The sequence below is a fragment of the Methylobacterium crusticola genome (genome assembly GCF_003574465.1).
GTDB lineage: Bacteria > Pseudomonadota > Alphaproteobacteria > Rhizobiales > Beijerinckiaceae > Methylobacterium > Methylobacterium crusticola.
This window is the reverse complement of sequence record NZ_QOWC01000020.1, coordinates 1-26,440: the sequence shown is the minus strand read 5'-3', so window position 1 is coordinate 26,440 and position 26,440 is coordinate 1. Positions and strand designations below refer to the sequence as shown.

Below are 26,440 nucleotides of genomic sequence, written 5' to 3'. Positions count from 1 at the left end.
CGCGGGGCGGCCACGACGCTCGCGGCGCGGGCGCGCGCGATCCCACGACGGCCGGCTCAGAGCGGGTGGAGCACGCGCCGCAGGAAGTCCTGCGTGCGGGGGTGCCGGGGGCGGTTGAGGAGGTCGCGGGCCGGGCCCTCCTCGACGATGACGCCGTGGTCGAGGAAGAGCACCCGGTCGGCGACCTCGCGGGCGAACCCCATCTCGTGGGTCACTACCACCATGGTCATGCCCTCGAGGGCGAGCGCCCGCATGACCCCCAGCACCTCGCCGACGAGCTCGGGGTCGAGGGCCGAGGTCGGCTCGTCGAACAGGATCGCGTCGGGCCGCATCGCGAGGGCGCGGGCGATCGCGACCCGCTGCTGCTGCCCGCCCGAGAGCTCGGGCGGGTGCGCGTCCTCCTTGCCGGCGAGGCCGACGCGCGCGAGCAGCGCCCGGCCGCGCTCGAGGGCCGCCGCCCGGGCCTCGCCCTTCACGTAGATCGGCCCCTCGACCACGTTCTCCAGGGCCGTGCGGTGGGGAAACAGGTTGAAGCGCTGGAACACCATCGAGACCTGGACCCGCACGCTGCGGATCGTGCCGCTCGCCCGGTCGACGCGCTGGCCGTTCACCCGGATCGTGCCGCCGTCGTAGGATTCGAGCCCGTTGATGCAGCGCAGGATGGTGGACTTGCCCGAGCCCGACGGCCCGATGATGCAGACCACCTCGCCCTTCTCGACCCGCGCGGTGATGCCCTTGAGCACCGGCAGCGCCCCGAACGACTTGCGGACGTCCTCGAGCGCGATCATCGCCGCCGGGCCCGGATCTCGAAGTGGCGCACGGCCAGGATCAGCGGCAGGCTGAGCACCAGGTACATCAGGGCCACGAGCGTGAACACGCTGGTGTTCTTGAACGTCGCCGACGCGATCAGCTTGCCCTGGAGGGCGAGCTCGGCCACCGTGATGGTGGAGGCCTGCGAGGAATCCTTCAGCATCATGATCATGACGTTGCCGTAGGGCGGCAGGGCGACCCGGAACGCCTGCGGCAGCACGACCCGGCGCATGGTGAGCCACCAGCCCATGCCGATCGTCTGCGCCGCCTCGATCTGCCCCCGGTCGATCGCCTCGATGGCGGCCCGGAAGTTCTCCGCCTGGTAGGCCGAGTAGGCGAGGCCGAGGCCGAGCACGCCGGCCTGCACGGCGGTGAGCGCGATGCCGAAATCCGGCAGCACGAAGTAGATGTAGAAGAGCTGCACGATGATCGGGATGCCCCGGATCACGTTGATGAACAGGGCGCTGAAGCCCGAGAGCAGCCGCACCCCCGAGACCCGCATCATCGCCCAGACGAGGCCGAGCAGCGTCGAGACGACGAGCGAGCCGATCGTGATCAGGATGGTGAGCTGGACGCCCTGGAGCAGGATCGGGACGAACTCCCGGGCGTCGGCGAGGAAGCCTTCCATGACGCCGGGGTCAGGACGGGTTCACGGCGGGCTTCAGGCCCCACTTCTCGAGGATCCTGGCGAGGTCGCCGCTCTGCTTGAGCTTGGCGAGCGCCTCGTCGATCCTGGTGCGCAGGGCCGGATCGTCCTTGCGCACGCCGATGCCGACCGAGCCGATCACGATCGGCTTGTAGCCGTCGACGAGGCGCAGGTTCGGGAACATGCCGAGCTTGATGTTGTAGGCGAGGATCGGGCTGTCGGCGAAGCCGGCCTTCAGGCGGCCGGAATTCACGTCCCGCATCAGGTCGGGGATCGTGTCGTAGATCTTCACCTCGGAGAACAGCCCCGACGCCTTCAGGGGCTCGACGAAGGCGGTGCCGACCTGGGCGCCCACCGTCTCGCCCTTCAGGTCGGCGAAGGCCGCGTACTCCTTCGTGTCGGACTTCGCCACGATCAGCCCCTCGCCGTAGGTGTAGACCGGCTCGGAGAACGCGATCACCTCCTTGCGGGGCGGCGTGATGAACATCGCGGCCGAGATGACGTCGATCTTCCGGGCCGTCAGGGCGGCGATCAGGGTCGAGAATTGCAGCGGCTCGACGGCGACCGCGAAGCCCGCCTCCTTGCCGACGGCCGTGATGACGTCCACCATCACGCCCTGGATGGTGTTGGTCTTGGTGTCGAGGAAGGTGAACGGGATGCCGGTCGGCGTCGAGCCGACCTTCAGGGTGCCCTGCGCGGCGGCCGGGACCGCGCCCGCCGCGACGAGCACGGCGCCGGCCCCCGCGAGCGCCGCGGCCGCGGCCTGAACCAGACGCCTCATCGTCGTGCTCCTCTAGCCGGGCCGCCGGTCTCGCGGAGCGCCGGGCAAATTTCATTGACATGAACATCAGGGCATAATTCGCTGCACCGCGCAATCCGATTTCACGGACATGAAACACGCTGGCGGCGGACAGGGAGACGGGCAGGCGGCGGCCGACCTCGCGGTCGGGCATCGCCTGCGGGCGCTGCGGCGGGCCCGCGGCCTGCCCCTCAAGGCCGTGGCGGGGGCGGCCGGCCTCTCGATCGGGTTCCTGAGCCAGGTCGAGCGCGGCCTGTCCTCGCCCTCCCTGCGGGTGCTGGCGCTGATCGCCGACGTGCTCGGGGTCGGGCTCGCGGCCCTGTTCGGGGAGGCGCCCGCACCCGAGCCCGACCCCATCGTCACGCGGGCCGGCGAGCGGGCCGCGCTGTCGCTCTGGCGCTCGGGCATCGCCAAGCAGCTCCTGACCCGCCCCGGGGCGGAGGGCTCCCTGAGCCTGTTCCTGATGCACCTCGAGCCCGGCGCCGGCACCGGGGACGCGTTCTTCGCCCACGACGGCGAGGAGGCCGGCCTCGTGATGGAGGGGCGGCTCGTCCTCTCGGTCGAGGAGACCACGCTCCGGCTCGATCCCGGCGACAGCTTCCGGTTCGCGAGCCGGCGCCCGCACCGCTACCGCAACCCGTCGCGGGAGGAGCGGACGGTGGTGCTGTGGGTCAACTCCGTCCCGCCGGCCCGCCCCTGACAGAAGCGGCCGGTCGATCGGGCCGCCTGCCGCAGGGTCGGGCCGGCCTTGGGGCGCCGCGCCGGCCCCCGGTCCGTCGGATGAGCGGCCGTCGATTCACCAGATGAGAAGATATTCCGTGTGAACCTGTCGTGGAGCATACGCGGAGGGGCGGGCATGGACAGGCGGGCCGGTTGCGAGGCGTGCAGGAGCGACGAGACGTTGCCCTTCGCCTTCACGATGGCGTTCCACCCGATCGTCGACCTGGAGCGGGGCCGCATCTGGGGCTACGAGGCGCTGGTGCGCGGGACCGAGGGTCAGGGCGCCGGCACCATCCTGTCGCAGGTGACGGAGGCCAACCGCTACAAGTTCGACCAGGCCTGCCGCACCAAGGCGATCGAGCTCGCCGGCACGCTGTTCCTGGACCCGAACACCAAGCTGTCGATCAACTTCATGCCGAACGCCGTCTACGAGCCGGCGGCCTGCATCCGCGCCACCCTCGAGGCGGCCCGCCGGGTCGGCTTCGCGCACCGGCAGATCATGTTCGAGTTCACCGAGAACGAGCGCATGGTCGACGTGGCGCACGTCCAGCGCATCATCGCCGATTACCGCAAGCGGGGCTTCGTGACCGCGATCGACGATTTCGGCGCCGGCTACGCCGGGCTGAACCTGCTGGCGAGCTTCCAGCCCGACCTGATCAAGCTCGACATGGACCTGATCCGCGGGATCGCCTCCTCGCCGGCCCGCCAGACCATCGTGGCGGGCGTCGTCGGCATGGCCCGGGCCCTCGGCGTCGCGGTGATCGCCGAGGGAATCGAGACCGAGGAGGAGCTCTCGGTCCTGCGGGCGGCCGGCATCACGCTGTTCCAGGGCTACCTCTTCGCCAGGCCCGCGCTCGCGAGCCTGCCGGCCGTGGCGGCCCTCCCGGCGCGGCTGGCGGCCTGACCGGCGCCCGCGGGCCCGGCGGGCACCGGGGCCGCTGGCCAGGCGGGCACCGGTCAGGCCGCCGCCCGGGCGGGCACCGGGGCGGGGCCGGAACCGGCCCGTCGCCGAAGGGTTGGTCGGGCGTTCGCCCGGGCGAACCGCCCGGGCGACGACAGGCGTGCGCCCCGGCCGGCCCCGTCGCGGCGGCGCGTCGGCGCTCCACCTGCCCGCACGAGGATCCTGGCCCATGGCTGACACGGTCGGCGACTTTTTCTGGAGGCGTCTGTCGGACTGGGGCGTGACCACGGTCTTCGGCTACCCGGGCGACGGCATCAACGGCCTGCTCGGCGCCCTCAACCGCTCGCAGGACGGAATCCGCTTCGTCCAGGCCCGCCACGAGGAGATGGCGGCCTTCATGGCCTCGGCCTACGCCAAGTTCACGGGCGAGCTCGGCGTCTGCATCGCCACCTCCGGGCCGGGCGCCTCCCACCTCCTCACCGGCCTCTACGACGCCCGCCTCGACCACATGCCGGTGCTCGCCATCGCCGGGCAGCAGGCCCGCAACGCCCTCGGCGGCCACTACCAGCAGGAGCTCGACCTCGTGGCGATGCTCAAGGACGTGGCCGGCGCCTACGTCCAGCAGGCGAGCACCCCCGCCCAGACCGCCCACCTCGTCGACCGCGCCATCCGCATCGCCAAGGGCGAGCGCCGGGTCACGGCCCTGGTCTTCCCCAACGACCTCCAGGACGCTCCCCACGAGGATCCGCCGCGCAAGCACGGCACCGTGCATTCCGGCGTCGGCTACACCGACCCGAAGGTGGTGCCCTACGAGGTCGACCTGAAGCGGGCCGCCGCCGTGCTCAACGCCGGCCGGCGGGTGGCGCTCCTCGTGGGCGCCGGCGCGCTCCAGGCCACCGACGCGGTGATCGCGGTGGCCGACCGCCTCCAGGCCGGGGCCGCCAAGGCGCTGCTCGGCAAGGCGGCGCTGCCCGACGACCTGCCCTGGGTGACGGGCTCGGTCGGGCTGCTCGGCACCAGGCCGAGCTGGGAGCTGATGAACGAGTGCGACACCCTGCTGATGATCGGCTCCGGCTTCCCCTACTCGGAGTTCCTGCCCAAGGTCGGGCAGGCCCGCGGCGTCCAGATCGACCGCGAGCCCGGCATGCTGTCCCTGCGCTACCCCATGGAGGTGCCCCTGGTCGGCGACGCGGCCGAGACGCTGCGGGCGCTGCTGCCGCTGCTCGACCAGAAGACCGACACCGCCTGGCGCGCGACGATCGAGCGGAACGTGGCGGCCTGGTGGACGGACGCGGAGGCCCGCGCCATGGCGATGGCGAACCCGGTCAACCCGCAGCGCGTGACCTGGGAGCTGTCGCCCCGGCTGCCCGAGCGGGTGATCGTGACGAGCGATTCGGGCTCGTGCGCGAACTGGTTCGCCCGGGACCTGAAGATGCGCCGGGGCATGATGGCGTCCCTGTCGGGGGGCCTCGCCTCGATGGGGGCGGCGGTGCCCTACGCCATCGCCGCCAAGTTCGCGCATCCCGACCGGCCCGTGGTGGCGCTGGTCGGCGACGGTGCGATGCAGATGAGCAACATGGCGGAGCTGATCACGGTGCAGAAGTACTGGCAGGACTGGTCGAACAAGACCTGGATCTGCTGCGTGTTCAACAACGAGGACCTGAACCAAGTGACGTGGGAGCAGCGCGTGCAGGAGGGCGACCCGAAGTTCGAGGCGACCCAGGTGATCCCGAACGTGCCCTACCACAAGTTCGCCGAGCTGATCGGGCTGAAGGGGATCTACGTCGACGACCCCGCCCGGATGGGGGCGGCCTGGGACGAGGCGCTCGCCAGCGACCGCCCGGTCGTGCTCGAGGTCAAGACCGACCCCGAGGTGCCGCCGCTGCCGCCCCACATCACCGTCGACCAGGCCAGGAGCTTCATGTCGATGCTGGTCAAGGGCGATCCCAAGGGCGGCCACCTCATCGCCGACACCGCCCGCCAGGTCCTCGCCTCGGTGCTGCCCGGCAAGGGCAAGTGAACCGGCGAAGGGACCGGCAAACGGGGTGGCACGCGGACCGGCGGGCGGCGCGCGGCTGATTGCGGGCGGTCCCGGGCGGCAGGCCCGGATCGTCCCGGCGGGCCCGGCATGGAACCGGCGGGCCGGCCAGCCGTTGCGGCACCCGGCCCCGGCAGCGAACAGGATGGTGCGAGCGCCCATGACCAGCGATCCCGCGCGTGACGACGCACCGGCGCTCGCCCCGCGCCCGACCCTGTTCGAACCCGGCCGCACCTGCTGGCGCGTCGCCAGGGCCGACCGCGTCGCGGTGCTGATCGACGCGGCCGCCTACTTCGCGCGGCTGGAGGAGGCCCTGAGCCGGGCGCAGCGCGCCGTCCTGATCGTCGGCTGGGACTTCGACGGCCGGATCCGCCTGCGCCACGACGCAGGGCCCGACGTCTCCCCGCCGCTCGGGCCGTTCCTGCGCGACCTCGCGGCGCGCCGGCCCGCGCTCGAGATCCGCGTGCTGGTCTGGAGCGTCGCCACGGTGCACGGGCCCGGGGCGGCGCTGCCGCTCCTGTTCGGCACCGACTGGGAGGCGCATCCCCGCATCGCCGTGCGGCTCGACAGCCACCATCCGATCTACGCCGCCCATCACCAGAAGCTCGTCTGCATCGACGACCGCATCGCCTTCGTGGGCGGCATGGACCTGACCGTGGCGCGCTGGGACACGCCCGCGCACGCCGCCGACGACCCCCTCCGGGTCGATCCGGACGGCACGCCCTACCCGCCGGTCCACGACCTCCAGATGGCCGTCGACGGGGAGGCGGCCCGCTCTCTCGGCGAACTCGCCCGCGCCCGCTGGCAGGCGGCGACCGGCGAGGTCCTCGCCCCCGTGACCGGCGCCCCGCCGGTCTGGCCCGAGGGCCTCGCGCCCCTGATGACGGACGCCGCCGTCGCCATCGCCCGCACCATGCCGGCCCTGCCCGGCGAGCCGTCCGTCGAGGAGGCCGCGGCCCTGACCGGGCGGGCGCTCGCGGGGGCCCGCGAGGCGATCTACCTCGAGGCGCAGTACCTCACCGCGACCTTCGTGGCCGAGGTGCTGGCGCGCCACCTCGCGGCGCCGGAGGGACCCGAGATCGTGGTGGTGCTCACCCGGCGCTCGCACAACCTCACGGAGCGCGTCGCCATGGGCACGCCCCGGGACCGCATCCTGCGGCGCCTGCGGGCGGCCGACCGCTTCGGGCGGCTGTTCGTCGCCTACCCGGTGGTGCCGGGCGCCGGCCCCGCGGCGGAGGCTGGGGCGGAGGCCGATTGCGAGGTGCTCGTGCACGCCAAGCTGGTCATCGTCGACGACCGCTTCCTGCGCATCGGCTCGTCGAACCTCAACAACCGCTCGGTCGCCCTCGACACCGAGTGCGACCTCGCCGTCGAGGGGCACGACGCGGCCGCCCGCCGGGCGATCCGGGGCCTGCGCGACCAGCTCCTCGCCGAGCACCTCGGCGCGACGCCCGCCGCCGTCGAGGAGGCAATCCGCCGGGAGGGCTCCCTGATCCGCGCCATCGCGCGCCTGAAGGGAGGGCCCCGGTCCCTGCGCGTCTGCGAGGTGCCCGAGGAGGAGGGCCTGCTCGACCCCCTGCTCAGCACCGACCTCCTCGATCCGGAGCGGCCGTTCGGGACGGCGTGAGGCCGCTCACGCCGACGTGGCGCGCCAGGCGAAGCCGCGCCGGGCGCCGGCCCCGCGCCAGCGGAAGACCGCCTCCGTCACCGCGAAGGCGGCGAGCCCGAGCGCCAGCGGCACCAGGAAGTACAGGAACCGGAAGGCGATCAGCGGCCCGATGACGTCGGTCTTCGGCAGGAGGTGGACGACGACGCTCTCGATCACCCCGAGGCCGCCCGGCACGTGGGTGATCAGCACCGCCGCGTTGGCGATCACGAACACCGAGACGACGCCGAGGAAGCCGACGTCGGAGACCGCCGCGAGCGCCTGGTGCAGGCAGGCCGAGACGAGGGCGAAGTTGAGCGCGCCGAGCCCCACCTGCGCCGCTGCCAGGGGCAGCGGCGGCAAGGCGATCGACCAGCGCCGGATGCGCAGCGGCGCCCGCAGCCTCGCGGCGAGGCCGAGATAGAGCGCGACGCCTCCCGCGCAGGCGAGGCCGGAGGCCAGGACCGCCGGGCGCCCGAGGCCCGTGACCTCCCGGGCGAGGCCCGGGTCGGCCAGGACCGCCACCGCCCCGAGGGCCATCAGCCCGAGCCCGACCGTGACGCCGCAGAACAGCACCACCCGGGCGACGTCCCCCGTGCCCAGGCCCCAGCGGGTGTAGAAGCGGTACCGGATGGCGCCGCTGCTCAGGCCCGCGAGGCCGATGCTGTGGCCGAGCGACAGGCTGATGAAGGCCGCGAGCGCCACCCGGCCGAAGGGCAGGGGCCGGCCCGCCGCCCGCAGGGCAAGCCAGTCGATCCCGCAGAGGCACAGGTAGCTCGCGGCGGCAAACGCCCCGGCGGCGGCGAGGCGCCCGGCCGGCAGGGCCCGGACCGAGGCGACGAGCTGGTCGAGGCTGTAGCCGCCGAGGGTGCGGGCGAGGAGGTAACCCCCGAGCACGACGCTCAGGACCGCGACGATCAGGGTCCAGCGCCGGCGGCGGCCCGGCCCGGCGGGCTTCGTCCCGGGTTCGTTCGTCTCAGGCACGTCCGTGGGATCCTGCGTCATCGGGGTTGGCCGGCCTCGCCGGCAGCGGGGCGGCGGCGAGGCCGGGCCTGGGCGGGGCGAACGCGAGGTCGGCCACGAGCGGGAGGTGGTCCGAGGCGAGGCGGGCCTCCCCGGCGCGCAGGGTCCGGATCCCCCGCGAGACGATGCCGCCGCCGACGAAGATGTGGTCGAGGCGCAGGGCGGGCAGCCGCGCCGGGAAGGTCGGCCGGGCCCAGCCGCCGAAGGGCCCGCCCTCGGCATCCGTCAGGCGGGCGGCGAGGTGCCGGTAGGCCCGCGAGAGCGGGACGGCGTTGAGGTCGCCGAGGAGCACGACGGGCGCCCGGCAGGCCGGGTCGCCGAGCCAGCGCGGGCCGGTGAGGGCCGACACCTGGGCCAGGCGCTCGCGCCGGTCGAGGCCGAGATGGGTCGTGATGACCTGCACCTCCCGGCCCCGGACCGCCACGGCGGCCCAGAGGGCGCCCCGGGGCTCCAGGCCCGGGCGCCGGGCGAGGCCGGGCAGGCCCTCCGCCCGCACGAGCCGCGACGGCAGGGCGGTCAGGATCGCGTCGCCGTAGCGCTCCTCCATCACCTGGAGCGCCGGGTGGAAGTGCGACCCCATCCCGAGCCGGTCCGCGATGGCCTGGGCCTGGTCGACGCCTCCGGTGCGCCGCCGGCCGACGTCGAGCTCCTGGAGCGCCACGACGTCGGGGCGGCAGGCGGCGATCACCGCGGCGATGCGCTCCGGGCTGAGCCGGCCGTCCGTGCCGAGGCAGCGGCGGACGTTGTAGGTGAGGACGCGGAGCAACGCGGGATCGGGTCCGTTCCTGGGGGCAGCCCCCGTCAACGGCCGAGCCGCCCCCCGGGTTCGGGTCGCCCGCCGCGGCGCGTGTCCGGCCCCGCTGCGGGCCTCAGCGCATCTCGATCGGGTAGGCCCGCCGCACGCCCCGGGCCACGAGCACGGCCGCCACCGCCTTGATCAGGTCGCCGGGGACGAACACCGCGCTGCCGAGGAGCGCCCGCGACAGGCCCATGCCGGTGACGGCGGCGAGCCACGGGATCCCCACCGCGTAGACCGCCCCGATGCCGCCGGCGAGCCCGGCGAGGAGCGCCAGGGCCGCCTCGCGCCGGCGCCAGGGGCCGGGCGCCCAGCGCCGGACGATCCAGCCGGTCACGACGGCCCCCGGGACCCAGCCGAGGAGGAAGCCGCCCGTCGGGCCCACCACCACCCCGAACCCGCCCCGGCCCCCGGAGAGCACCGGCAGGCCGAGCACCACGAGGAGCACCACCAGCGCCGCCGCGAGGCCGCCCCGCACCGGCCCGAGGATCAGCCCCGCCAGCATGATCCCGAGGGATTGCAGCGTCACCGGCACCGGCAGCCCCGCGACGGGCACGGGCGGCATCAGCCCGAGCGCCACGATCAGGGCCGCGAACAGCGCGGTGAGCACCAGGTCACGGGTCGTCATGCGGGGCTGCCTCCTTCGGGCGGGGTGCGCGGCGGGGTCTCGGGCCGCGGTCGCGCGGCGGCCGGCGCCGGGCGGGACGGCTCCCCGTCGGGCGGGTAGCCGCGGGCGTCGATGGCCTCCGCAACGGCGTCGGCGCGGGCCAGGGTGCGCACGATCAGCGGCACCACCAGCCCGACCGGCCCGGCCCGGACGCCCCGGGCGGCCTGCGCCTCGCGGATCGCCCGCGCCTCGCCGGCGATCTCGGGCACGAAGCGCAGCACCAGCGCGACCGCGAGGCTTACCCGGCCGGCCTGGACGAGGCCGAGCCGCTCCAGGGGTCGCAGCGCCCGCTCCATCGCGTCGAGGAGGTCGGAGGCGCGCGTCGTCAGGGTCACGGCGAGGGCCGGCAGCGCCAGGGCGAGGACGCGCAGGCACGCCGCGAGCGCGGCGTCCCAGCCGTCGAGGAGCCCGGTCGCGAGCCCGACCGCGGCGAGCACCCCGGCGAGCCCCGCGAGCCGGGGCCGCAGGCTCTCCCGGGGCGCGCCGGCGGCCCGCAGCAGGAGCGCGCCGGCGAGCGCGGCGCCCGCCAGGACGAGGCTCTCTCGCGTCAGGACGAGGGCGATCCCGGCCCCGCACAGGAGGCCGAGCTTGAGGCCGGCGGGCGCCCGGTGCAGGCGCGTCGTGCCCGGGACGTAGAGCGGGAGGGTCACGACAGGTGGTCCACGTACCAGCGCAGCGCCGGCTCGGCGGCGTCGTCGGCCACGACCCGGCCCGCGTCCATCACCAGCACGCGCTCGAACCCCTCCAGCAGGGCGAGGTCGTGCGAGACCACGATGGCGGTCTGGGCGAGGCCCGCGATCGCCGCGCGGACGCGGTTGCGGTGGCGCAGGTCGAGGAGCGTGGTCGGCTCGTCGAAGACCACGATCGCGGGCTCGGTCACCAGCACGGCGGCGAGGGCCACCATCTGCTTCTCGCCGCCGCTCAGGGCGTGGCTCGGCCGCTCGGCGAGGTGCGCGAGGCCGAAGCGCTCCAGCACCGCCGCCGACCGGGCGGCGATCTCGCCCCGCGCCAGCCCGAGGTTGCGCAGGCCGAAGCCGATATCCTCCGACACGACCGGAAACACGATCTGGTCGGCCGGGTTCTGGAACACGAAGCCGACCCTGCGGCGCACCGCCCGGGCGTCGGCGCGGGTGTCGAGGCCGTCGACCCGCACGCTTCCGGCATCCGGCAGCAGGAGGCCGTTGATCAGCCGGGCGAGGCTGCTCTTGCCCGACCCGTTCGGGCCGACGACGCCGATGCGCCGCTCGCGCAGGGTCAGGGCGGTCTCGTGCAGGACCGGCCGGCCGTGGCGCGACGCGCGCACCCTGTCGAAGACGATGGCCATGCGGGAGGGAACGGGAGGCCTCTGGGGGTGCCGGGCGGGGGCGCTGCGCTCATAGGGCACCGCGCGCCGGCGCGCTACCCTGCGTCACCGCGCGGTCACCTCGCGCCCGCGCGCTTCCCGAGAGCACCGCGCCGCCCGGGCGCGCCGCGCCTCGCCCCCGGGCGCCGGACCCGCCCGCGCGGGAGGCGCGGCCGTCTCCCGCAGGGCCAGCCTGAAGCCGATCACCCTCCCTCTCAGAGGGTGAGGTGGACCTTGATCGCCCGGCTCCGGTCGCCCGCGAGCGCGAAGGCCTCGCCGGCCCGGCCCATGGGCAGCTCGGCCGAGAGGATCGGGCCGACGTCGAGGCGCCCGGCCGCGAGGAGCGACACGGCGGTGCGGAACTCCTCGTGGAACCGGAAGGCGCCGACGAAGTCGATCTCGCGGGCCATCAGGAGGTTGGCCGGGACCGGGATGTCGCCCGGCGGCATCATGCCGAGCTGCACCACGCGCCCGCCCGGCCGCACCACCCGGAACAGGGAGGCGAGCGCCGCGGGCGAGCCCGTCGCCTCCAGGGCCACGTCGAACGTGCCCTTGTCGGCCTCGTAGGCGGCGAGGCGCTCGGGCGCCTCCGCGACGTTGACGGTCTCGGCGGCGCCGATCTCGCGGGCGATGGCGAGGGGGGCCGCGGCGAGGTCGGTGCAGACGACCCGCCGGGCGCCGGCGAGGCGCGCGGCCATCAGGCAGAGGAGCCCGATCGGGCCCGCGCCCGCGATCACGACGTGGCGGCCGAGCAGCTCGCCCGCCCGGCGCACCCCGTGCAGCGCCACCGCCAGGGGCTCGCCGCAGGCCGCCACCCGCATCGGCATGGCGTCCGGGACCGCCACGCACTGGTCGGCCCGGGCGAGGAACTCCTCGCTGAAGGCACCCTGGACATGCGGGAAGACCGCCGCAGAGCCGAAGAACCGCATGGAGCGGCAGAGGTTCGAGCGGCCGGCCCGGCAGAAGTCGCAGGCCCGGCACGGGCGGCTCGGGTCGACCGCGACCCGCTCCCCGGGCCTGACGGCCGTGACCGCCGCCCCGACCCGGGCCACGGTGCCGGCGACCTCGTGGCCGAGCACCATGGGCTCGCGCAGGGAGAAGTCGCCGACCCGGCCCTTGCCGTAGTAGGACAGGTCCGAGCCGCAGATGCCGCCGGCGCCGAGCGCGACCACGACCTCGTCGGGCTCCGGCTCGCGGAGGACGACCGGCTCGATCCGCAGGTCCCTGGCGGCGTGGATGCGCGCTGCGAGCGTCATCGGAATGCTCCTCCCGGGCCCCGGATTCCGGGGCGCGCCCGGCCGGGGCCGTCCTCTTGCTTCTGGATCGGTAGCCTGCTTCCTTCCCGGCAGAAGCGCAATCGCACGGGTCCGGCGACGGCTCGGCGGGCGCTGCCGGGAGGGACGCCGTGTCGGTTGCACTGTTCGATCTGACGGGCCGGCGCGCCCTCGTCACGGGGTCCAGCCAGGGCATCGGGCTCTCCCTCGCCCTGGGGCTCGGGCGCGCCGGTGCCGCCCTGGTGCTGAACGGCCGCGACGCGACGAAGCTCGAGGCGGCGGTGGACGGCCTGCGGCGGCAGGGCCTCGACGCCCGGGCGGCCGCGTTCGACGTGTCCGATCCCGCCGCCGTCGCGGCCGGCGTCGCGCGGATCGAGGCGGAGATCGGCCCCCTCGACATCCTCGTCAACAACGCCGGCATCCAGCGCCGCATGCCGCTCGAGGACTTCCCGGTGGAGACCTGGCGCGAGCTGATGCGGATCAACCTCGACAGCGTGTTCTACGTCGGGCAGGCGGTGGCGCGGCACATGATCCGGCGCCGGCGCGGCAAGATCATCAACATCGCGAGCCTCCAGAGCGAGGCCGCCCGGGCCGGGATCGCGCCCTACACCGCCTCCAAGGGCGCCGTGAAGAACCTGACCAAGGGCATGTGCACCGACTGGGCCCGCCACGGGCTCCAGGTGAACGGGATCGGCCCCGGCTACTTCGCGACGCCCCTCAACCAGGCGTTGATCGACAACCCCGACTTCGACGCCTGGCTCAAGGCGCGCACCCCGGCCGGCCGCTGGGGCCGGGTCGAGGAGCTGCAAGGGGCCGCGATCTTCCTCGCCTCCGCGGCCTCCGACTTCGTCAACGGGCAGATCCTCTACGTCGACGGCGGCGTCCTGGCGACGCTCTGAGGGCCTGGGCCGCCCGGCGCGGCGACGGGGCGGGGACAGGGCGGCCCGGCGCGGGGACGGAAGGCGGCCCTCACCCGAGGGACATCGTCAGCGGCGGGCTCACCTCGGGCGGCAGCGGGGAGACGTAGCCGCCCTCCGTGCGCGCCCTCAGGTCCGCCTTCGCGGCGGCCAGGAGCGCCGGATCGGTGAGCACGGCCGCCCCCGTCGCCGCCATGGCCTTGGCGACCTGCACCATCGCCTTGTGGGCGGCCGGCGCCTTGCCCTGCGCCACCACCTGCCAGGTGTGGAAGGGCGTCCCTGCCGCGACCGTCGGGGCGTGCGCCTGGACCGTGGGGACGACCCAGCTCACGTCGCCGACATCCGTCGAGCCGATCGCCGGGTTGCGCCGCGCGTCGAGGGGCACCAGGAAGTCGGCGAGGGGGGCGTCGGAGGGCGGCCGCCCGATCGTGCGGTAGACCGCCGCGATGTCCTGCGGCGAGAGGGTCTCCTGGATCGCCCGGGCGAAGGCCCGGTCCCCGTCGCCGAAGTGGGGGGGCCCGAGCTCCTCCATCACGCCGTGCAGGGCCTGCTCCAGCGGCGTGTTGCCGACCACGTTCGAGACCGCGCTCACGATGCGCATCTCCACGCGGGTCTCGGTCATGAGCGCGGCGCCCTCCGCGATCTTGCGCACCCGCTCCACGAGCTCGAGCATCCCCGGCAGGTCGCGGGCGCGGATCGAGTAGCGCACCCGGGCGCGGGCCTGGACGACGTTCGGCGCGATGCCGCCGGCGTCGAGGAGCGCGTAGTGCACGCGCGCGTCGCTCGGCATGTGCTCGCGCATGTAGTTGACGCCGACGTTCATGAGCTCGACGGCGTCGAGAGCGCTGCGCCCCAGGTGGGGGGCGGCCGCCGCGTGGGCGGCGCGGCCGGCGAACACGAAGTCGGCCCGGGTGTTGGCGAGGGAGAGCGGCGGCGTCACCTCCCAGAAGCTCGACGGGTGCCACGAGATCGCGGCGTCCGCGTCCGCGAAGGCGCCCTCCCGCACCATGAAGGCCTTGGCCGCGCCCCCCTCCTCGGCCGGGCAGCCGTAGTAGCGCACGCGCCCGGGCAGGCCGGTCTCGGCGAGCCAGTCCTTCACGGCGGTCGCGGCGAGCAGTGCCGCCGATCCGAGCAGGTTGTGCCCGCAGCCGTGGCCGTGGCCGCCGGCCTCGACGGGGCGGTGCTCGGCCACGCCGGCCTCCTGGCTCAGGCCCGGGAGCGCGTCGTACTCGCCCAGGAACGCGATCACCGGCCCGCCCTCGCCGGCCTCGCCCACGAGGGCCGTCGGGATGCCGGCGAGCCCTTCCGTCACCCGGAAGCCCTGGTGGCGCAGCTCGGCGCCGTGCTCGGCGGCCGAGCGGGCCTCGGTGTAGCAGACCTCCGGCATGCCCCAGACCCGGTCGCTGAGCGCGACCAGCCTGTCCGTGTGGGCGTCGACGTGCCGCCACAGCGCGTTGCGGTTGTCCATCTCGGGCTCCTCTCCGGGCTCTCGGGCGCGGCCGGCCGGCCCTGCGCGACGGCGTGCCGGGGCGCTCCGCCGGGCCCGAGGGTATGCAGGGCGCGGGCCGGTTTGCCCAGGCGGCCGGCGCGGGCGTGGCGCGCAACTTGCGAATACCTCGCCCGCCGCGCGGAGATGGCTTGCGGACGCCCGCACCCGCAGCGATGCTGGCGGCGCGGCACGGCAGGCGAGAGGGGAATTTTCCCATGAGGAAGCAGGACATGACAGAGCGGGACCTGCGGACGCTCATCGCCGACGTGAAGGACGGCCGGATGTCCCGCCGGGGCTTCGTCCGGCGCATGCTCGCCCTCGGCCTCACGGCCCCCATGGCCGGCATGATGCTGGCCCAGAACGGCGTCGCCATGGCGGCGGATGTCCGCACCGCCTACAAGCCCGTCAAGGCGGGGGGCGGGGGGCCGCTGAAGCTGCTGTTCTGGCAGGCCGCCACCCTGATCAACCCGCACTTCGCCGTCGGTACCAAGGACCAGGAAGGCTCGCGCATCTTCTACGAGCCGCTCGCGGCCTGGGACGACGACGGCAACCTGCTGCCGATCCTCGCCGCCGAGGTGCCCTCGACGGAGAACGGCGGCGTCGCGGCGGACGGCCGCTCGGTGACCTGGAAGCTCAAGCCCGGGGTGAAGTGGCACGACGGCAAGCCCTTCACGGCCGACGACGTGGTGTTCAACTGGGAGTACGCCGGCAACCCCGCCACCGCCGCGGTCACGCTCGGCACCTACAAGGACATCAAGGTCGAGAAGGTCGACGACCTCACCGTCAAGGTCGTGTTCGACAAGCCGACGCCGTTCTGGGCCGACGCCTTCGTGTCGACGGCCGGCATGATCATCCCCAAGCACCTCTTCTCCGCCTACGCGGGCGAGAAGTCCCGCGACGCGCCCGCGAACCTCGCGCCCGTGGGCACCGGCCCCTACCGGTTCCAGGAATTCCGCCCGGGCGACATCCTGCGCGGCGAGCGCAACCCCGACTACCACGTGCCCAGCCGCCCGTTCTTCGATTCCGTCGAGATGAAGGGCGGCGGCGACGCGGTCTCGGCGGCCCGCGCCGTGCTCCAGACCGGCGAGTACGACTACGCCTGGAACATGCAGGTCGAGGACGAGATCCTGAAGCGGTTCGAGGCCGGGGGGCGCGGGCGCATCGCGATCTCGTACGGCGGCAACGTCGAGTTCATCCTGCTCAACGCCACCGATCCCACGGCCGAGGTCGACGGCGAGCGCGCCTCGCTCAAGACCAAGCACTTCGCCTTCGCGGACCCGGCGGTGCGCCAGGCCATGAACCTGATCGTCAACCGCGCCGCGACCCAGCAGTTCATCTACGGCCGCACCGCGCGGGCGACCGCCAACATCCTCAACGGCCCCGAGCGCTTCCGCTCGCCCAACACCACGTTCGCCTTCGACGTCGACAAGGCGGCCCAGATCCTCGAGGCGGCCGGCTGGAAGAAGGGCGCCGACGGCATCCGGGCGAAGGACGGCAAGGCGCTGAAGTTCGTCTTTCAGACCTCCATCAACGCCCCCCGGCAGAAGACCCAGGCCATCGTCAAGCAGGCTGCCCAGAAGGCCGGCATCGACATGGAGCTGAAGTCGGTCCCCGGCTCGGTCTTCTTCTCCTCGGACGTCGCGAACCCCGACACCTTCCCGCACTTCTACGCCGACATGGAGATGTACACGGTCAACATGACCCAGGCCGATCCGGCCGTGTTCATGCTGCAATTCGTCTCGTGGGAGGCCGCCACCAAGGAGAACAAGTGGCAGGGCCGCAACATCTGCCGCATGCGCAACCCCGAGGCCGACGCCCTCTACCGGGCCACCCAGACCGAGCTCGACCTGACGAAGCGGGCCGCCCTGTTCATCAAGATGAACGACGTCGTGGTCTCCGAGTACGTCCTGCCGCTCCTCCACCGGGCGCAGGTCTCGGCGCTGAACGCCAAGTTGCAGGCGCCGCTCAGCGGCTGGGACAATTCCCTCTGGCTGCTCTCCGACTGGTACAAGGAGGCGTGAGGACAGGGGATGGGCGCCTACCTGCTGCGGCGGCTCCTGATCGCGATCCCGAGCCTCGTCGGGATCAGCCTGATCCTGTTCACCGTCCTGGCGCTCGCGCCGGGCGACCCGTTCGGGGAGCTGGCGAGCAATCCCAACGTGCCGCCGGAGGTCCGGGCCGCGCTCAGGCTCAAGTTCGGCCTCGATGATCCGCTCCTCGTGCGCTACCTGCGCTGGCTCGTGGCGATGCTGCACGGCGACTGGGGCTTCTCCTTCGCCAGCCGGATCGACGTCGACGACCTGATCCTGCAGCGCCTGCCGACCACGCTCTTCGTCGTCGGCTCGTCCCAGGTGCTGGCGCTCCTGATCGCGGTGCCGGTCGGCATCCTGGCGGCGATCCGGCCCTACTCGGTCTTCGACCAGGTCGCCAACACGCTGGCCTTCGTGGGCTTCTCGCTGCCGACCTTCTTCACCGGCCTCCTGTTCATCCTCCTGTTCAGCATCAAGCTCGACTGGCTGCCCTTCGTCTACCAGGCCGACGTCGCGGCGACGGGCTGGCACTGGTACTGGGAGCACGTCCGGCAGGCGATCATGCCGGTGGCGGTGCTGGGCTTCTTCCAGGCCGCCTCCTACACCCGCTACGTGCGCGCCTCGGTCCTCGACGTGGCGCGCCTCGACTACGTCACCACGGCCCGCGCCAAGGGGCTGAGCGACGGGGCCGTGACCCTGCGCCACATCGCCCGCAACGCCCTGATCCCGGTCGTCACCCTGGTGGCGCTCCAGATCCCGGCGGTGTTCGGCGGCGCCATCGTGACCGAGCAGATCTTCCGCGTGCCGGGCATCGGCTCGCTCCTCATCAACGCCATGCTGGCCAACGACACGCCGGTCGTGATGGCGGTGACCTTCGTGTTCGCCTGCCTCGTCGTCCTGTTCAACCTCGTCGCGGACCTGTTGTATGGCTGGCTCGACCCTCGCATCTCCTTCCGCTGAGGCGGCCCCGGTCGCGGCCCCGGCGGCGTCGGGCCGGGACACCTGGCGGCGCTTCCGGCGTCACCGGCTCGCGGTCGTGAGCGTGCTCGTCCTCGCGGTCCTGGTCATGGGGGTGCTCGTCGGCGGCCTGCTCTGGCCGGTCGCCATCGACGACATCGACTTCTCGGCCATGCTGCAGGGACCGTCCTGGCAGCACCCGTTCGGCACCGACGATCTCGGCCAGGACCTGCTCGCCCGGATGATCTCCGGCGGGCGCATCTCGCTGGCGGTGGGCTTCGCCGCGATGGCGGTGGCGACGGTCGTCGGCGTCGCGGTGGGCGCCGTCGCCGGCATGTCGCGCCGCTTCCTCGACCCGGCGCTGATGTGGCTCACCGACCTGTTCCTGTCGCTGCCGCAGCTGCCGCTCCTGCTCCTCGTGATCTACCTGTTCCGCGACCGCCTGAAGCAGGTCTTCGGCCTCGAGGGCGGGGTGTTCGTGATGATCGTCGTGGTGATCGGGGGCCTGCGCTGGATGCCGGTGGCCCGGCTCGTGCGGGCCCAGTTCCTGTCCCTGCGCGAGAAGGAGTTCATCGAGGCCGCCCGCTCGCAGGGCGCCGGCGCCTGGCACCTCGTCACGCGCCACATCCTGCCGAACGCGATCGGGCCGGTGATCGTCGCGGCGACGATCGAGGTCTCGGCCGCGATCATCGCGGAATCGACCCTGTCCTTCCTCGGCCTCGGCTTCCCGCCCGACATCCCGACCTGGGGCCGCCTGCTCTTCGACGCCAAGGACCACCTCGACGTCGCCCCCCACTGGGCGCTCTTCCCGGGCGCCGCGATCTTCCTGACGGTCCTGTCGATCAACTTCATCGGTGACGGGCTGCGCGACGCCCTCGACCCGCGCCGCGTCCTGTGAGCGAGCGCCCCATGACCCCGATCCTCTCGGTCCAGGACCTCACGGTCGCGTTCCGCGTCGAGCGCGCCTGGCGCCCGGTGGTGCACGGCGTCTCCTTCGAGATCGGCCCGAGGGAGACCGTGGCCCTCGTGGGCGAGTCGGGCTCCGGCAAGAGCGTGACCGCCCTCTCGATCATGCGGCTGACGCCGCGGGACTCGAGCCGGATCGGCGGCCGCGTCCTGCTCGAGGGCCGCGACCTCCTGGGCCTGCCCGAGCCCGCGATGCGGCGCATCCGGGGCGACGACGTCGCGATGATCTTCCAGGAGCCGATGACGAGCCTCAACCCGGTGCTCACCGTCGGCTTCCAGATCGCCGAGGCCCTGATGCTGCACCGCGGCCTGTCGCGGGCCGCGGCCGAGGCCGAGACGGTGCGGCTGTTCGACAAGGTCCGCATTCCGGGCGCGGCCTCGCGGGTCCACGACTACCCCCACCGCTTCTCGGGGGGCATGCGCCAGCGGGTGATGATCGCGATGGCGCTCGCCTGCCGGCCGAAGCTCCTCATCGCGGACGAGCCGACGACCGCCCTCGACGTCACCATCCAGGCCCAGATCCTCGACCTGATCAAGCTGCTCCAGGACGAGGAGGACATGTCGGTCCTCTTCATCACCCACGACATGGGCGTGGTGGCGGAGATCGCCGACCGCACCGTCGTGATGGTCGACGGGCGGGCGGTGGAGAGCGGGCCGACGGACGACATCTTCCGCCGCCCGACCCACCCCTACAGCCGGGCCCTGCTCGCCGCCGTGCCGCGCCTCGGCTCCATGCGGGGCCGCCCGCACCCGACGCGCTTCCCGATCGTCGACCGGGTCACCGGGGAGCCCGAGGTGGTGCCCGACATGCCCGACACCGTGGCGCCGGAGGGGCGCCCGGTGCTCGAGGTGCGCGACCTGACCACGCGCTTCGAGATCCGCGGCGGCCTGCTGTCGCGGGTGCGCGGCCGGGTGCACGCCGTCGAGAACGTGTCCTTCTCCCTGCGCGCCGGCGAGACCCTGGCGCTCGTCGGCGAGTCGGGCTGCGGAAAGTCCACCACCGGCCGCTCGGTGCTCCGGCTGATCGAGCCGCTCTCGGGCTCGGTGCTCCTCGACGGCGAGGACATCCTCGCGCTCGCCCCGGCCGACCTGCGCGAGCGGCGCCGGCGCATGCAGATGATCTTCCAGGACCCGTTCGCGAGCCTGGACCCGCGCATGAGCGTCGGGGCGGCCATCGCCGAGCCGCTCCTGATCAACCGGCTCGCCTCCCGCCGCGAGGCCGGCGACCGGGCCGCCGACCTCCTGCGCCGGGTCGGCCTCAAGCCCGAGATGGCGGGGCGCTACCCCCACGAGTTCTCGGGCGGGCAGCGCCAGCGCATCTGCATCGCCCGGGCGCTCGCCGTGGAGCCGCGGCTGATCGTGGCCGACGAGTCGGTCTCGGCCCTCGACGTCTCGGTGAAGGCGCAGGTCGTCAACCTGATGCTGGACCTCCAGGCGAGCCTCGGCCTCGCCTACCTGTTCATCTCCCACGACATGGCGGTGGTGGAGCGGGTGAGCCACCGGGTCGCCGTGATGTATCTCGGCGAGATCGTCGAGATCGGCCCCCGCGCGGCGATCTTCGGCGCGCCCCAGCACCCCTACACGCGCAAGCTCCTCGCCGCCGTCCCGGTGCCCGACCCGGGCCGGCGCCGGCAGATGCACGCGGTGCGCAGCGACGAGATCAAGAGCCCGATCCGGCCGGTCGGCTACGTCCCGCCCGAGCGCCTCTACCGCGAGGTCTCCCCCGGCCACGCCGTGCAGGTCTGGGGGCCCGAATGGGAGGCGGCGGTCCCGGCCGCCGCCGCGTGAGGGCGCGCCCGGGGCAAGACCCGACCGCGCGGCCCCCGGGTGCCGCTCGCGGGTCTTCGTTCCGGCGCGGCCGGACCGGAGGCTCGACCGCCGCGGCCGTCGCGACGGGCGCGTCTCCGGCTCAGCCCGGCCCCACCTGGAGGATGGCCTCGACCTCGACCGTCATGGCGTTCGGCAGCGAGCCCATGCCGACGGCCGAGCGCGCGTGGCGGCCGGCCTCGCCCAGCACCTCGACCAGGAGGTCCGAGCAGCCGTTGATCACCTTCGGGTGGTCGGCGAAGTCGGGCTCGGCGTTGACCATCCCGAGGAGCTTCACCACGGCCCTGATCCGGCCGAGGTCGCCCAGCGCCGCCTTCGCCACCGCGAGGAGCTGCAGGCCCGCGAGGCGGGCGTCGGCGTAGCCCTCCTCGATCGTGGCGTCGCGGCCGAGCCGGCCCCGCCTGTACGTGCCGTCCGGCCGCTTCGGGCCCTGGCCCGAGAGGTAGAGCAGGTCCCCGACGAGCCGGTAGGGCACGTAGTTGGCGACCGGCACGGGCACTGCCGGCAGGGCGAGGCCGAGGCGCGCGAGGTTCTCGTCCGGTGTCATGGCGGGCTCCCCCCTTGTGCGGCGCCAGGATGCCACCCTGGGGGCCGGATGACGACCCCGGGGGCCGGATGACGACCCCGGGGGAGCCGATCACGACCCCGCTTGCATCCGGCCGGTCTCTGCACGAGGCTGCCGCCCGGACCGCGCGGGCGGCAGCGCCGCGGCGAACGGCGCGGCGGGAGGGATCGACGGGATGGGACGGCACGAAGTCGCCAGGGAGGCGGTCGGCGCGCGGGCGCGCCGCAACACCATCGCGGACGCCTTCCGGCGGACGGCGCGACGGCACGGGGCGCGGCCGGCCCTGGCCTTCGGCGACCGCGCCTGGAGCTTCGCCGAGCTCGACCGCGCCGCCGACCGGGTCGCCGCCGGGCTCGCGGCGTCCGGCCTCGCGCCGGGGGACCGGGTCGGCGCCTACGGCCGCAACTCGGACGCCTACGTCCTGCTCTGGCTCGCCTGCACCCGCGCCGGCCTCGTCCACGTGCCGATCAACTACGCGCTGACCGGGCGCGAGCTGCGCTACATCGTCGAGCAGTCCGGCGCCCGCCTGCTGGTCCACGACCCGGCCCTCGCCGGCACCGTGGCGGAGGCCTGCGGCGCGCTCGCGAGCGCGACCTTCGCGGGCGGGGAGGGGCTCGACGTGCTCGCCCTCGCGACGGCGGCCGGCGCTCCCGCGGCCGAGCCGGCCGACGCGCCCGCCGGCGACGAGGACCTGGCGCAGCTCCTCTACACCTCCGGCACCACGGCGGCGCCCAAGGGCGCCATGATGACCCACCGGGGCCTGATCGCCGAGTACCTGAGCTGCACCGTCGAGCTCGGCTTCGGGCCCCACGACCGGGCCCTCGCCGCCCTGCCGCTCTACCACTCGGCGCAGATGCACTGCTTCACCATGCCCCAGATGCTGGTCGGGGCCGCGACGATCCTGATCGAGGCGCCGGCGCCCGAGGCGTGCCTCGCCTTGATCGAGCAGCACCGCATCACCTCGTTCTTCGCGCCCCCGACGGTCTGGATCAGCCTCCTGCGCCATCCCGACTTCGCCCGGCGGGACCTCGCCTCCCTGCGCCACGTCTATTACGGCGCCTCGATCATGCCGGTCCCGGTGCTCGAGGAGCTGCGCCGGCGCCTGCCGGGGGCGCAGGCCTTCAACTGCTACGGCCAGAGCGAGATCGCCCCCCTCGCCACGGTGCTGCGGCCCGAGGAGCACGACGCCCGGCCCTCCTCGGCCGGGCGGCCCGTGCTCAACGTCGAGACCCGGGTCGTCGACGCCGCGATGCGCGACGTCGCCCCCGGCGAGCAGGGCGAGATCGTCCACCGCTCGCCCCAGCTGATGGTCGGCTACTGGGACAAGCCGGAGGAGACCCGGGAGGCGTTCGAGGGCGGCTGGTTCCACTCCGGCGACGTCGGGGTGATGGATGCCGAGGGCTACCTCTACGTGGTCGACCGGATGAAGGACGTGATCAAGACCGGCGGCACCATGGTGGCGAGCCGGGAGGTGGAGGAGGCGCTGTTCACCCACCCGGCCGTGTCGGAGGTGGCGGTGATCGCCCTGCCGGACCCGAAATGGATCGAGGCGGTGACGGCCGTCGTGGTCCTGCGCCCCGGCCACGAGGCCGACGCCGAGGGCCTGATCGCCCATTGCCGGCAGGGCCTGGCGCCGTTCAAGGTGCCCAAGCGCATCCTGTTCCGGGACGACCTGCCGCGCAACACCGCCGGCAAGCTCCTCAAGCGCGCGCTGCGCGCCGAGTACGCCGAGGACCGGGAGGCCACCCATGCCGCCTGACGCGCCGACCCTCCGGGTCGCCCGCCGCGGGGCCGTCGCGACCCTGACGCTGAACCGGCCCGCCGTGCTGAACGCCCTCGACCAGACGATGGTCGGGGAGTTCCTGGCCGCCGCCCGGGACGTGGCGGCGGATGCCGGCGTGCGCGCCGTGGTGCTGGCCGGGAGCGGCCGGGCCTTCATGGCGGGCGGGGACATCGGCTCGTTCCAGCGCGCGGGCGGCGATGCCCCGGCGGTGATCGGCCGGCTGATCGCGCCGTTCCACGAGACGCTCCAGGTCCTCGCCACCATGGACAAGCCCCTCCTGGCCAGCGTCCACGGCGCGGTCGCGGGGGCGGGCGTGAGCCTGATGCTCGCGGCCGACCTCGCCATCGCGGCCGACGACATCGCGGTGACGCTCGCCTACACCCGCCTCGGCACCAGCGCGGACGGCGGCGCGAGCTGGTCGCTGCCGCGGGTGGTGGGCCTGCGCAAGGCGATGGAGATCGCCCTCCTGAGCGGCACCTACGACGCCGCGGAGGCCCTGCGCCTGTCCCTCGTCAACCGGGTGGTGCCGGCGGCCGACCTCGCCGCCGAGACCGAGCGGCTGGCCGACCGCCTCGCCGACGGGCCGACGGTCGCGCTCGGGGCGATGAAGCGGCTCCTGCGCGGCTCCCTCGACCGGACCCTGCCGGAGCAGCTCGCGGCCGAGGCCGAGAGCTTCCAGGCCTGCGCCGCCACGGCCGATTTCCGCGAGGGCGTCGACGCGTTCCTGGCCAAGCGCCCGGCCCGGTTCGCGGGCCGGTGAGGCCGTGCGACACGATGCGGGCCGGCCCGGCGGCCGTCCCCGTGCTAGGGGACGGCGCCGCGACGCGCGCGGGGTCGCGGGCGGCCGGCGGGCCGCCGCGGGGCACCGCTCTTCCCGAAACCCGCTGAGGCGACGAGGCCCGGACATGACCTCCGACATACCGATGCGCCGCGTGGTGGCGGTGCGCTGCTATCCGGCCGGCGACCGGGACGATCCCGACCAGCGCGTCGCGAACGTGCTGGAATGCGGCCACGTGGTGAGCTTCGGCGGCGCCATGGCGGTCGCGGCCTACCCGGCCAAGCGTCAGCTCTGCCCGAAATGCGCCGAGGCGCGCAACGCCCAGCCCGACGGGCCGCGGCCGGCCGGGTAGGGCGCGCGGGCCCGGCTCCCGGCGGCCCGGCCCCGGAGCGCCCGCGGCACTCCGGGGACCGCGCTCACATGTTGATGTAGTTCGGCCCGCCCGGCCCCTCCGGGGTGACCCAGTTGATGTTCTGGTTCGGGTCCTTGATGTCGCACGTCTTGCAGTGGACGCAGTTCTGGGCGTTGATCTGGTAGCGGGGCTCGGCGCCCTCCTCGATCCACTCGTAGACCCCGGCCGGGCAGTAGCGGGCCGAGGGACCGCCGAAGACGTCGTGCTCCGAGCGCTTCTGGAGCGCAGCGTCCTTGACCTGGAGGTGGGGCGGCTGGTCCTCCTCGTGGTTGGTGTTCGAGAGGTAGACCGAGGACAGCCGGTCGAAGGTCAGCACCCCGTCGGGCTTGGGGTACTTGATCGGCCTCACGTCCTTCAGGGGCTTGGTGCAGGCGTAGTCCGGCTTGCCGTGGCTCATCGTGCCGAACAGCGACAGGCCGGCGAGCTCGTTCAGCCACATGTCGACGCCGCCGAGGCCGATGCCGACCAGCGTGCCGTAGCGCGACCACAGCGGCTTGACGTTGCGCACCCGCTTCAGGTCGTAGCCGATCGGGCTCGCGCGCCAGCCGTGCTCGTAATCCGAGAGCTCGTCCTGCGCGCGCCCGTCCCTGAGCGCCCCGTGGATCGCCGCGGCGGCCTGGATGCCGGACAGGACCGCGTTGTGCGAGCCCTTGATGCGCGGCACGTTGACGAAGCCCGCCGAGTCGCCGACGAGGCAGCCGCCCGGGAAGACGAGCTTGGGCACCGACTGCCAGCCGCCCTCCATGATCGCCCGGGCGCCGTAGCCGATGCGCTTGGCCCCCTCGAACACCTCCCGGATCATCGGGTGGGTCTTGAAGCGCTGGAACTCCTCGAACGGCGACAGGGTCGGGTTCTCGTAGTTCAGGTGCGTGACGAAGCCCACCGACACGAGGTGGTCGTCGAAGTGGTAGAGCCAGGAGCCGCCGCCGGCCCGGTTCGGCAGCGGCCAGCCCATGGTGTGCTGCACGAGCCCGGGCCGGAACGCGTCCGGCCTGACCTGCCACAGCTCCTTCACGCCGAGGCCGTACTTCTGGTGGTCGGAGTGCTGGTTGAGCCGGTAGCGGTCGATCAGGCGCTTGGTGAGCGAGCCGCGGGCGCCCTCGCCGAACACCGTGTACTTGGCGCGCAGCTCCATGCCGCGGGTGAAGTCGTCCCGCGGGTCGCCGCCCCGGCCGATGCCGAGGTCGCCCGTGGCGACGCCCGCCACGGCGCCGGCCTCGTCGTACAGGATCTCGGCCGCCGGGAAGCCCGGATAGATCTCGACGCCGAGCTCCTCCGCCTTCCGGCCGAGGTACTTGGCGACGTTGGAGAGAGAGCCGACGAAGTTGCCGTGGTTGCTCATCAGCTTCGGGAAGGCGATGTTCGGCAGGGCGATGCCGCCGGCCGGGCCGAGGAACATGAACTCGTCCTTGACCACCTCGGTCTTGAGCGGACGGTCCGGGTCCTCGCGCCACTCGGGCAGCAGCCGGTCGAGGCCGCTCGGGTCGATCACCGCGCCCGACAGGATGTGGGCGCCGACCTCGCCGCCCTTCTCCACCACCACCACGGAGACCTCCGAACCCGCCTCCGCGGCGAGCTGCTTCAGGTGGATGGCGGCAGCCAACCCCGCCGGGCCGGCCCCGACGACCACCACGTCGAAGTCCATCGCCTCGCGATCCGGCAACTCCATCCCGACATCCTCCCCTGCGGCCCGCGGGACCTCGCCCCGGCGTGATCGTTCACATATAAACGATCTAGAGCGGCCTCAAGCCGTTCCAATCTGGGGACCGTGCGACGCCGTGTCTCCGGGCGCAAGGTGTCTCCGGGCGCAAGCCGGCGCGCGTGGCCGGCCCGGGCGGGCGGGCCGCGCGCAGTGTCGCGGTGGTTGTCCACAGGCGCGGGAACCGCCACATCGGGCTGATGACGCACGACGCTCCCGACAGCCGCGACCTCCTCTCCTACCTCGACTTCCACGTCGAGGCCGGCGTCGACGCGGTGCTGGACGAGGCGCCGCACGACCGCTTCTCCGAGCCGGAGGCGCCGCGCCGGTCCGCGTCGCCGGCCGCCGCGCCGGCC

Annotated in this window: 24 protein-coding genes; 12 read left to right on the top strand and 12 right to left on the bottom strand. The window is 73.9% G+C overall.

The annotated features are described in order from the left end of the window. Positions 1-56: 56 nt before the first annotated feature. From DT057_RS12705 to DT057_RS12695, 3 genes are read right to left on the bottom strand one after another with little or no spacing between them, the layout of a single operon-like run. Entirely contained in the window at positions 57-788 is a 732-nt protein-coding gene (locus DT057_RS12705; protein ID WP_128562474.1) for an amino acid ABC transporter ATP-binding protein, read from the bottom strand. Continuing rightward, a complete protein-coding gene (locus DT057_RS12700; RefSeq protein WP_128562473.1) occupies positions 785-1,438 on the bottom strand; it encodes an amino acid ABC transporter permease in 654 nt (217 codons plus the stop codon). Before DT057_RS12700 ends, DT057_RS12705 begins: the two co-directional genes overlap by 4 nt. Positions 1,439-1,448: 10 nt before the next feature. Further along, on the bottom strand, positions 1,449-2,237 hold the full coding sequence (locus DT057_RS12695) for an ABC transporter substrate-binding protein (protein ID WP_128562472.1): 789 nt from the start codon (positions 2,235-2,237) through the stop codon (positions 1,449-1,451). A gap of 109 nt (positions 2,238-2,346) precedes the next feature. Here DT057_RS12695 and DT057_RS12690 point away from each other — a divergent pair, with 109 nt between their 5' ends. The 4 genes from DT057_RS12690 (at position 2,347) to DT057_RS12675 (ending at position 7,541) form a co-directional block, all read left to right on the top strand. Further along, a complete protein-coding gene (locus DT057_RS12690) occupies positions 2,347-2,955 on the top strand; it encodes a cupin domain-containing protein (RefSeq protein WP_128562471.1) in 609 nt (202 codons plus the stop codon). A 156-nt stretch (positions 2,956-3,111) separates the two neighbouring features. Beyond that, on the top strand, positions 3,112-3,879 hold the full coding sequence (locus DT057_RS12685; RefSeq protein WP_128562470.1) for an EAL domain-containing protein: 768 nt from the start codon (positions 3,112-3,114) through the stop codon (positions 3,877-3,879). 226 nt (positions 3,880-4,105) lie between these two features. Then, complete coding sequence (locus DT057_RS12680; RefSeq protein WP_128562469.1) at positions 4,106-5,896, top strand: thiamine pyrophosphate-requiring protein; 1,791 nt, start codon at positions 4,106-4,108, stop codon at positions 5,894-5,896. A gap of 178 nt (positions 5,897-6,074) precedes the next feature. Beyond that, complete coding sequence (locus DT057_RS12675) at positions 6,075-7,541, top strand: phospholipase D-like domain-containing protein (RefSeq protein WP_128562468.1); 1,467 nt, start codon at positions 6,075-6,077, stop codon at positions 7,539-7,541. A gap of 6 nt (positions 7,542-7,547) precedes the next feature. Here DT057_RS12675 and DT057_RS12670 read toward each other — a convergent pair whose 3' ends face one another. From DT057_RS12670 to DT057_RS12645, 6 genes are all read right to left on the bottom strand, one after another. Next, positions 7,548-8,543, bottom strand: coding sequence for a lysylphosphatidylglycerol synthase domain-containing protein (locus DT057_RS12670; protein ID WP_238313462.1), 996 nt, complete (start codon positions 8,541-8,543; stop codon positions 7,548-7,550). Further along, entirely contained in the window at positions 8,536-9,348 is an 813-nt protein-coding gene (locus tag DT057_RS12665) for an endonuclease/exonuclease/phosphatase family protein (protein WP_128562466.1), read from the bottom strand. The genes DT057_RS12670 and DT057_RS12665 overlap by 8 nt, the downstream gene beginning before the upstream one ends. A 103-nt stretch (positions 9,349-9,451) precedes the next feature. Beyond that, a complete protein-coding gene (locus DT057_RS12660; protein ID WP_128562465.1) occupies positions 9,452-10,006 on the bottom strand; it encodes a biotin transporter BioY in 555 nt (184 codons plus the stop codon). Continuing rightward, complete coding sequence (locus DT057_RS12655) at positions 10,003-10,695, bottom strand: energy-coupling factor transporter transmembrane component T family protein (protein WP_128562464.1); 693 nt, start codon at positions 10,693-10,695, stop codon at positions 10,003-10,005. Before DT057_RS12655 ends, DT057_RS12660 begins: the two co-directional genes overlap by 4 nt. After that, the gene (locus DT057_RS12650; RefSeq protein WP_128562463.1) at positions 10,692-11,369 is read right to left on the bottom strand and encodes an energy-coupling factor ABC transporter ATP-binding protein; all 678 of its coding nucleotides are present in this window, start codon (positions 11,367-11,369) and stop codon (positions 10,692-10,694) included. Before DT057_RS12650 ends, DT057_RS12655 begins: the two co-directional genes overlap by 4 nt. Before the next feature lie 233 nt (positions 11,370-11,602). Then, the gene (locus tag DT057_RS12645) at positions 11,603-12,643 is read right to left on the bottom strand and encodes an L-idonate 5-dehydrogenase (protein WP_128562462.1); all 1,041 of its coding nucleotides are present in this window, start codon (positions 12,641-12,643) and stop codon (positions 11,603-11,605) included. A 149-nt stretch (positions 12,644-12,792) separates the two neighbouring features. Here DT057_RS12645 and DT057_RS12640 point away from each other — a divergent pair, with 149 nt between their 5' ends. Continuing rightward, positions 12,793-13,560: an SDR family oxidoreductase gene (locus DT057_RS12640; protein WP_128562461.1), complete on the top strand. Its 768-nt coding sequence runs from the start codon at positions 12,793-12,795 to the stop codon at positions 13,558-13,560. A gap of 70 nt (positions 13,561-13,630) precedes the next feature. Here DT057_RS12640 and DT057_RS12635 read toward each other — a convergent pair whose 3' ends face one another. Further along, the gene (locus DT057_RS12635) at positions 13,631-15,046 is read right to left on the bottom strand and encodes an amidohydrolase (protein ID WP_128562460.1); all 1,416 of its coding nucleotides are present in this window, start codon (positions 15,044-15,046) and stop codon (positions 13,631-13,633) included. A gap of 251 nt (positions 15,047-15,297) precedes the next feature. Between DT057_RS12635 and DT057_RS12630 the strand changes: the two genes are divergently transcribed. From DT057_RS12630 to DT057_RS12615, 4 genes are read left to right on the top strand one after another with little or no spacing between them, the layout of a single operon-like run. After that, positions 15,298-17,088: a peptide ABC transporter substrate-binding protein gene (locus tag DT057_RS12630; protein ID WP_128562459.1), complete on the top strand. Its 1,791-nt coding sequence runs from the start codon at positions 15,298-15,300 to the stop codon at positions 17,086-17,088. A 9-nt stretch (positions 17,089-17,097) separates the two neighbouring features. After that, positions 17,098-18,057, top strand: a complete 960-nt coding sequence (locus DT057_RS12625; RefSeq protein ID WP_128562458.1) for an ABC transporter permease — start codon at positions 17,098-17,100, stop codon at positions 18,055-18,057. Continuing rightward, a complete protein-coding gene (locus DT057_RS12620) occupies positions 18,023-18,952 on the top strand; it encodes an ABC transporter permease (protein ID WP_128562457.1) in 930 nt (309 codons plus the stop codon). Before DT057_RS12625 ends, DT057_RS12620 begins: the two co-directional genes overlap by 35 nt. 11 nt (positions 18,953-18,963) lie before the next feature. After that, on the top strand, positions 18,964-20,808 hold the full coding sequence (locus DT057_RS12615; protein WP_128562456.1) for an ABC transporter ATP-binding protein: 1,845 nt from the start codon (positions 18,964-18,966) through the stop codon (positions 20,806-20,808). A gap of 121 nt (positions 20,809-20,929) precedes the next feature. Here the strand turns inward: DT057_RS12615 and DT057_RS12610 are convergent, their stop codons facing one another. After that, positions 20,930-21,394 (bottom strand): RidA family protein, encoded by a 465-nt coding sequence (locus DT057_RS12610; RefSeq protein ID WP_128562455.1) that lies wholly within the window; start codon positions 21,392-21,394, stop codon positions 20,930-20,932. Between the two features lie 193 nt (positions 21,395-21,587). Between DT057_RS12610 and DT057_RS12605 the strand changes: the two genes are divergently transcribed. The 3 genes from DT057_RS12605 to DT057_RS12595 all read left to right on the top strand — a co-directional run bounded on the left by DT057_RS12605 (position 21,588) and on the right by DT057_RS12595 (position 24,325). After that, positions 21,588-23,171 (top strand): acyl-CoA synthetase, encoded by a 1,584-nt coding sequence (locus DT057_RS12605; protein ID WP_128562454.1) that lies wholly within the window; start codon positions 21,588-21,590, stop codon positions 23,169-23,171. Continuing rightward, positions 23,161-23,955, top strand: coding sequence for an enoyl-CoA hydratase/isomerase family protein (locus tag DT057_RS12600; RefSeq protein WP_128562453.1), 795 nt, complete (start codon positions 23,161-23,163; stop codon positions 23,953-23,955). The genes DT057_RS12605 and DT057_RS12600 overlap by 11 nt, the downstream gene beginning before the upstream one ends. Before the next feature lie 145 nt (positions 23,956-24,100). Further along, entirely contained in the window at positions 24,101-24,325 is a 225-nt protein-coding gene (locus DT057_RS12595) for a hypothetical protein (protein WP_128562452.1), read from the top strand. 64 nt (positions 24,326-24,389) lie between these two features. Here the strand turns inward: DT057_RS12595 and DT057_RS12590 are convergent, their stop codons facing one another. Continuing rightward, on the bottom strand, positions 24,390-26,054 hold the full coding sequence (locus DT057_RS12590) for an electron transfer flavoprotein-ubiquinone oxidoreductase (RefSeq protein WP_128562451.1): 1,665 nt from the start codon (positions 26,052-26,054) through the stop codon (positions 24,390-24,392). Between the last annotated feature and the right edge of the window lie 386 nt (positions 26,055-26,440).